Origin of the sequence: Marivirga lumbricoides, assembly GCF_014636295.1 — a bacterium.
In the GTDB taxonomy this organism is placed as follows: Bacteria; Bacteroidota; Bacteroidia; order Cytophagales; family Cyclobacteriaceae; genus Marivirga; species Marivirga lumbricoides.
Genome location: NZ_BMEC01000004.1, coordinates 286,644 through 294,233 on the forward strand (window position 1 = coordinate 286,644; position 7,590 = coordinate 294,233).

A 7,590-nucleotide genomic window follows, 5' to 3' on the forward strand; every position below is an offset into this window, starting at 1 on the left:
TTTCTAAATCCTCGCAACTTTGAAAAAATTAATTATTGGTATTCTTTTAATTTATTGTTTCAAAAGCTCCGCTCAAATTAGGAGTAATGGGGAGATTGTGAACTCTCCGGATACTATCATTTATGGCATTGATTCAAGTTATGAACCTTACGAATTTGTGGATGAGGATGGCAATGCTGCAGGATTTAATGTAGAGCTGATCAGGGCAATAAGTGCCGAGCTGGGGAAGGAGGTAGTAATTCTTCCTGATAGTTGGAAGAATACGAGAAAAGCACTTGAACAGACGGGAATTGTAAATGTTGCTGCTTATTTCAAATCTGCTGAAAGGGGAAGCGTGGTATCTTTCTCCCAACCTATAAGCCTGGTTTATTACTCAATATTTTCCAGGTCGGACAAAATACCAATAGAGGATTTATTTACTCTGGCTGGTAAAAGAGTGGCTATTCAGGAATATACTATTGTGGATGATTATTTTCTTCAGTTGGCCTTTCTTGATACTGCAAATATTAAAAGGTACTCTTCAGAATTTGAAGCAATTGAAGCAGTTATTGCAGGTGAAGCAGATTGTGCCATCACTTCCTATATGAGCACTAACTACAAAATGAATTTGTCAGATATTGATGAAATCCAATCTTCAAGCGATCCTGTTTTCATTTCCGAATACTCTTTTGTAGTTAACAAAAAAGATTCTGCTTTGCTAGATTCTTTGAATTGGGGCTTGCGATTAGTGAAGGCCTCAGGCGAGTATGACCGAATTTATCAAAAGTGGCTATTGCCTGAAAAAAGTTGGTGGGTACAATACAAGCAATATTTTATATTAAGCCTGGCATTAATTTTAGCGGGCCTGGCGCTCGTTTTATCATACATTTTGATGCTGAAAAGGCAAGTGCGTAAGAAAACCTTACGAATAAAGCAGGAGGTAGAAAGCAGAAGAGGAAAAGAAAAAGAGTTGGGAGAGAGTGAATTTCTAAGGAGAAAGGTGGAGTCATTTTCATCGGTTATGATTATTGAGCAAAACCTTAATCATAAGATTATAAAGGCCCCTAAGTTATTTCATTCTCTATTGGAATACTCTGATGGAGAATTGATCGATACCACAATTACAGAGCTAATGGAAGCGGATTTTGCTAGCAGCGATTTAAAGTTAAAGACTGCCTTGTTGAACTGCGAATTTAACTTTCTGGACAGCGAGATAGAATTTATTACCAAATCTCAAAGAAAAGTATGGATGGAGTGCAGTACCTCAATTCTGTTTAATGATAATAGAAAGCCTATAGGTTTCCTTCAGTTTATGCTGGACGTAACACCACTGAAACAATCTAACCTTAGTCTTAAAGATATGAACGCAGAGTTGGCAAATTTTATGTATAAAACCTCGCATGATGTTCGAGGGCCTATAGCCAATATATTAGGTTTAGCCAGCATAGGAAAAATGACCGCTACTAATAATGATATATTACAATATTTTACTTTAGTGGAGCAAAGCACCCAAAAACTGGAGCATATCTTCAACGATTTTAAAGAAGTAAGCTTCATTTTAAACAATGAAATCCGGATTACAACATTCGATTTAAAAGAACTTATTTGTGAACTACTGGAATCTATTTTTTTTAACAAGGGTAAGGATATTAAAATGGCAAAGGTGAAGGTTCAAATAAACCTACCCTCTAATTTTATAAGTACTGATAAAGCGTTGCTAAAAAAGCTGATTTTCCATTTGGTAGAAAATGCGTTTGAACATAATAGCTATTACGATACTTCATTTACGATTACAGTAAGTAAAAAGAGTGATCAGTTCTATCAGCTTTTATTTGAAGATGATGGCGTGGGAATTCCTGAAGAGATTCATGATAAGGTATTTGATGTTTTCTTTAAAGGTAAACGGATGGATGTCAATATAGGAATGGGACTCTACATCTCCAAAAAGGTGATGAATAGGTTAGGAGGTGAACTTAAGCTCAGAAATAGCCTCCCAAATCAGGGTACTGTAATAGAGGCTTTGTTGCCAGTAAAGCAGCTGGGACCTTTAATTTATAATTGATTGCTAATCATTCTTAAACTTTCACCTGCTTGCTAGGAAATATATGATCAGTATGGATCGGAACCTAAATAGCTTTCTAATGAGCTTTTTTAAAAAAACAAAGCCTCTCTGTTAAAATTGACTCATTCTGAAATTATATGAGATCTAAAATTAGATTACACAGGCTACTCATGGAAAATGAAATTGAACTCAAAAACTAGATATACTGACCTTAATAAGTGTTTCTTAAACTTTAAAACTAAGTATAAAACCTCAAAAAAGAGAAATTTTAATAAAAATCGAGGTCTTAATTACACTTTAAGCTATTTTAAACAAAATTTTATTCTTTATCTTTTTGCTTGATCAAAAAGATGCAAAAAATCAAGACAAAAAGATGCTCCCACGCTACAATTCAACGCACTCCCCGCCTTTTTGTCGACCAGCCCGCTCGGTTTTAACAAACATTATTTGGCTATTGAACAGTGTAGTATTTATCATGAGCACCCTACACAATGGCTAATCATTTGCTGCTGATTTTCAGGTATTTATTGTTGATTCTCTTGTAAATGCCTAATAGGCTCTACTTAAGTCTTAGGTAAAGTAAAAGAGAATAAGGAGCCCTTGCCTTCTTTACTTTTTACAGAAATTTGTCCCCCATTTTTCTCCACAAACTCTTTACACAGAATTAAGCCAAGCCCTGTACCTTTTTCTTTTGCTGTACCCTGCGTGCTGTGCTTGGTATCTATTCTGAAAATTTTATCTACTACCGATTCAGGCATACCCACTCCACTATCAGCAATATTAACCACCCAAAACTCGTCTTTTTCTGTAATACCTAACTTAATTTTCCCTCCTTCAGGAGTAAATTTAATAGCATTAGAAAGCAGGTTTCTGATAACGGTATTGACAGAATTTTCATGTGCTTTTACAGGAATGGGTTCAATATTGGTTACCTGAATCTTTATTTTTTTATTTTCAGCTTGCTGACTGAGTAATCCCACATTTTTATGCAGTGTTTCTGTTAAATCAAACAATTCTGCTTTAAATTCAATATTACCTGTCTGCGAACGGGACCATTCCAAAAGGTTTTCCAGCAGTGCGAATAGGTTTTTAAGTGATTTATCTAAATCTGTTGCCAGCATCTGAATTTCCTCCTTGCTTAAACTCTCAGTATGGTGCATCAGCAGGCTGGAGAAAGAAGTTAAAGAATTGAGAGGCCCTTTTAAATCGTGACCTATAATGGAGAAGAATTTATCTTTGGTGGCATTGGCTTCCTGTAACTCTTTGTTTTGTGAGGCTACCTGTGCGTTGGCCGCTGCCAGTTTTCTATTGTTTCTTTTCTGGTTGAAGAGAAAAGCCAGGATTAGCAATAGTACAATTACAGCAAAACCAAACAATATCATTATAAAATTCTTCGAACGGGTTTCTTCTTCCAGCTCAAACTCACGTTGGATTCTGTTAAATTCCAGTTCATCAATAGTGCTTTGCTTTTGGTTGATCAGGTACCTGTTTTGCATCTTTAAAATAGAGCGATCCTCTTTCTCTTTTTGGATGAAATCATCAAGCGCCACATAGATTTCCTGTGCCTCAAATGCCTGTTGATAATCCCCCATTGCCTTATATGCTTTGCTTAGGAGCTGATAAGTAGACATAATTAGAGGCTGGTGCTGCGACTTTTGAGCATTTCTGAGTGCCAGCTTCAAATTAGCTAAAGCATTTTCTGGTAGTTTTTCAGAAAGGTATAAGCTGGCAACAGAATTATAGGTAGTGGCGAGCCCCATTTCATTAGGAGAAATTTCGTCCCACAAGCCTAAGGCTACTTTAAAATTTTCTAAAGCGCGCTGTGTATTGCCCAAAGAGGCATATATTTCACCTATTGATTGAAGCGAGCGCGCCTCGTTTTCCAGGTCCTTAATTCTTCTTTGAATGGTAAGCGCATTGATTAATGATTTTAAGGCCGCATCATATTTTTGTTGTAGTTGCTCTAGCCTGGCTATTTTCATCCAGGTTTTTGCTTCCAGTTCAGGGTATCTTACATCCTGAGCATAATTTAATATATCCTGATAAAGCACAAAAGCCTTCTCATGCTCTTCCATTTTAGTGTAAACTTCTCCTAATTTTTGCTTGAGCAATATCTGTAAATCTTCGGATTGCCCTTCTCTGTTAAGTCGTATTGCCTGCTCCAGAAATTGAGCACTATTGAAGTAGTCGTCTACTTCCTCAAATATTAAAGCAATGCCAAAGTAGGTATAAATCAGGTTGTTTTTGTCTTTTGAACCCTCATCCAGTTTCAGCGCTTCCATCAGGAGTTCCATTGCACTTTCCAGGTCTTTGGTCTTGTAAATGTGAATGAAAGCCAGTTCCTTGAGAAACCTGGTAATGAGATCGTTGCGTTGAAGGTCTTTGGCATCGTAAAGGCTCACTTCTGTTTCCTGAAGCAGCTTTTCTGCATCTTTTTTTTCAATTTCGTTTTTAAGCTGAAGGAACCAGTCTGTATTTACCTCAATAGCCGAAACGCTTAATGTATTTAATAACATTAAAGTGAGCAGGAGGGAGAATAAAAGCAGGTATTTCTGATTCTTGTTCATAAATCCTTCGCAAAATAAATAAAATTATCGGTGCTATTGTGATCAAAAAAATGTAATCAGAGGGCTAAACTGACATGGAAATTAAATAAGAATTGGAGAAATGGTCATTAGGAAATGGTTAATTAGGAATTGGTCATTGGTTGATTAGTAATTAGGGGGGTAGGAACTAGTAATTGGGGATTGGTTGATTGGGAAACTAGTAGTTGGTCATTAGTTATTGGGGAAGAGGTGGTGGAATCTGGTGAGGAGTACTCGGTTTTTTTGTTCAATACAGCATTGGCAAGCACAGGAAGAGAAGCATGCTTAGCAATTGAAATGGCTGTTGTATTGTTATTTTGATAGTTACACTGTCTGCTCCTATACTGCCGGAAAATGCCAACAGCGGAGCCAATGTAGTCAGTATAATAAAGAATATCAGTAAAGTTTTTTTCATATTATGTTACTTCAATTAATATTTTGGTTGTTTTTCTTGCCGGTTATTTGATTCAATGACTTTAATGTTTTCTACTCATTTAATTATTTACTAGACTTACAAGTGCGCTACCTAGAGTAGTAAGAGCTTAATATTCTCCCATTAGATCAAACCGCAATTGGGTAAGTATTTCTCCTAAGAGGTTTTTACCTAACCAAGTTTTTCGCATTCTTGATCTATGATCATCTTCAGCAAGACCAATTCCCCAAATATTGTCGTTGGGAGCAGCTTCTACTAATGTTGTTCCTTTTGTAGAAAATAACTCTTTTTTTAAATCTTCATTTTGTGTGAACTTAGCTTTATTTCCTTCATAGATTATCTTAACCCTATTAAATTCCCAAACTACTTCTTCAAAAAATTTAACCTCTCTTCCTAAACGTTTAATTTTCTTGACATCATTAGTTTTTAATATTTTGGAGGCTATATCTCTATCTAAAAATAACATTGCTTTACTATACATCATATATTGCTCCGCTGAAGTAAAACAATGATTAGCATTATCAATCGAATTTTTAGGCTCTTTAATGTTTATAAAATTAGTTGTGAAATTACATTTAAACCATTGAGAAAATGGGGATCTAGTGATCCAAAAAAAAGTGAATTTTTCATTGAGACCAACAAAATTTCTAAATTTGAAAAACGATTGTTCTCGCTCAACTTCGCTAATCCTCTCATAAGTATTACGAGCCTCCATAAACCTCGCTTTTCTCACTAGTGCATCGTCTTGCTCTAAAGAAATACTTTTATTTTTTTCTTCACTCCTCCTTAACTCCTCTTCAAAATCTTTCAATGTCCAATTTTTCATTTCTTTTAAATTATCTCTTCCCAAACCATTTTAACGTATTTTTGACCATTACTACTAACGTCCTCCCCGCTGGCGCACGCGTGCCGCGTGTGACCATACCATTTAAACCATAAATATCTACCAATTTCATTTCTGTTAATTTACATAATCAATAGCTAAAACTCCTTTTCCACCACTATAGTCAATTGAACTGCTATATCTCCAATGATAAGTCTCGTTTACAAAACCTGAGAAAACAGGATTTTGATGGATGTAATCTACCTTCTGATCAATTACCTCATTGCTGTACAATTCTATCGGCTTGTTATTATGTTGCCATAATTGACTTCCTTTTACATTACTACTTTTAGAACCTGCTCTTTCAAACATCCAAAGCAACCATTCTTTTCTGCTTTCCTGAACATTTTCTTTAATAGAAGCTTGTAGTTGTTTTGAAGTAAATTCTTTAAACCTGCCTAATACTATTTCAGGATTATTATCCTTAGCTCTTATAATCAAATGTATATGACTTGGCATGATACAATAACAATAAATTTCTAATCCTTTATTTTTTCTACAATAATTCAGGCTATCAATTATGATAGAAAAATACTGTTCCCTTACCATAATATCTATCCAGTAGACTGTGGCAAAACTTATGAAATACAGGCCTTCTTTATTATGAAATTTATATTTTCTGCTCATTTCTATTCATTTTACTTTTTCTACCAGACACACGCGGCACGCGTGCGCTAGCGGAGTTCTTAAATTCCTTTGTAGTTTTTCCAGTCATCTATTTCATCTTCCAAGTCATCATCCTCATAACCTAGTGAAATCATAAATTGACGATATTCTTCTTCTGTATCTGCTGAATCTGACAAATTATCCGTGATTCCTCTTAGGAATTCAAATATGTTATCAGCTACGACTTTAAAGCCACCTTCAGTTGATTTTGTCTTTGTCAGGATTTTATCTTGCTCATCATCCAAAGTTCCTACATAAAACCCATACCTATTGGTTGCTATCAGTATTAATTTTCGATCTATGATTTCTTCATCAGAAGAATTAACTGTTGACTTCAAATTTTCTTCAATACCACTTACAAAAGGAAAAGCAACTTCTCCTCCTACTAATTCCGGATAATAATAAAATTCTTTTCCGTCAACCAAAGTATTATCCCATTCGAATGAATCGAAAAACACTTTTAATATTGGAGGAATTAAAATATCGTAACTCTCTTCAATTGCAAGAAAATCGAGCTTCTCTTTTAGAGAACGACTCTTTAATAGATTTAAACCATTCATCATATACTTAATCAAATATTGGTGATTCAAAAATTTCTTTCAAGCCTTCTTCTATTAAGGTGTCTCCACCTGGATGCGGAAACCCAGAACTACCAGGCTCACTAGTACTATGTATTCTTGAATCTAATGGAAAAATAGTTTTACCATTTTGATGATGATGCCAAGTATGCTTAACCCACTCTCCATCTACTTTTTTATAAAAATTCTGATTACCAGGTGTCCATCGAAAATCTCCTGATTCTAGTTCTAAATACTTATTATCAGGACCTTTAGGATATGGTTTTTCAACCCCCCCCCGCTGGCGCACGCGTGCCGCGTGTGACCATACCATTTAAACCATAAATATCTACCAATTTCATTTCTGTTAATTAACATAATCAATAGCTAAAACACCTTTTCCACCACTATAGTCAATTGCACTG

Annotated in this window: 6 protein-coding genes; 1 reads left to right on the forward strand and 5 read right to left on the reverse strand. The window is 35.3% G+C overall.

The window, feature by feature from the left end:
- The first annotated feature begins 19 nt into the window (after window positions 1-19).
- The gene (locus tag IEV85_RS08065; protein ID WP_188462069.1) at window positions 20-2,041 is read left to right on the forward strand and encodes a transporter substrate-binding domain-containing protein; all 2,022 of its coding nucleotides are present in this window, start codon (window positions 20-22) and stop codon (window positions 2,039-2,041) included.
- Window positions 2,042-2,604: 563 nt separating this feature from the next.
- On the opposite strand, the gene IEV85_RS08070 is transcribed toward IEV85_RS08065, so the two are convergent.
- The 5 genes from IEV85_RS08070 to IEV85_RS08090 form a co-directional block, all read right to left on the reverse strand.
- Window positions 2,605-4,608, reverse strand: coding sequence for a tetratricopeptide repeat protein (locus IEV85_RS08070; protein WP_188462071.1), 2,004 nt, complete (start codon window positions 4,606-4,608; stop codon window positions 2,605-2,607).
- 560 nt (window positions 4,609-5,168) lie between these two features.
- Window positions 5,169-5,909, reverse strand: coding sequence for a riboflavin biosynthesis intermediates N-glycosidase (ybiA, locus tag IEV85_RS08075; protein WP_229712535.1), 741 nt, complete (start codon window positions 5,907-5,909; stop codon window positions 5,169-5,171).
- A 111-nt stretch (window positions 5,910-6,020) separates the two neighbouring features.
- Window positions 6,021-6,569 (reverse strand): REP-associated tyrosine transposase, encoded by a 549-nt coding sequence (locus tag IEV85_RS08080; protein ID WP_188462073.1) that lies wholly within the window; start codon window positions 6,567-6,569, stop codon window positions 6,021-6,023.
- A 59-nt stretch (window positions 6,570-6,628) separates the two neighbouring features.
- Window positions 6,629-7,171 (reverse strand): hypothetical protein, encoded by a 543-nt coding sequence (locus IEV85_RS08085; protein WP_188462074.1) that lies wholly within the window; start codon window positions 7,169-7,171, stop codon window positions 6,629-6,631.
- 4 nt (window positions 7,172-7,175) lie between these two features.
- The gene (locus IEV85_RS08090; RefSeq protein ID WP_188462075.1) at window positions 7,176-7,499 is read right to left on the reverse strand and encodes a hypothetical protein; all 324 of its coding nucleotides are present in this window, start codon (window positions 7,497-7,499) and stop codon (window positions 7,176-7,178) included.
- Window positions 7,500-7,590: the final 91 nt, after the last annotated feature.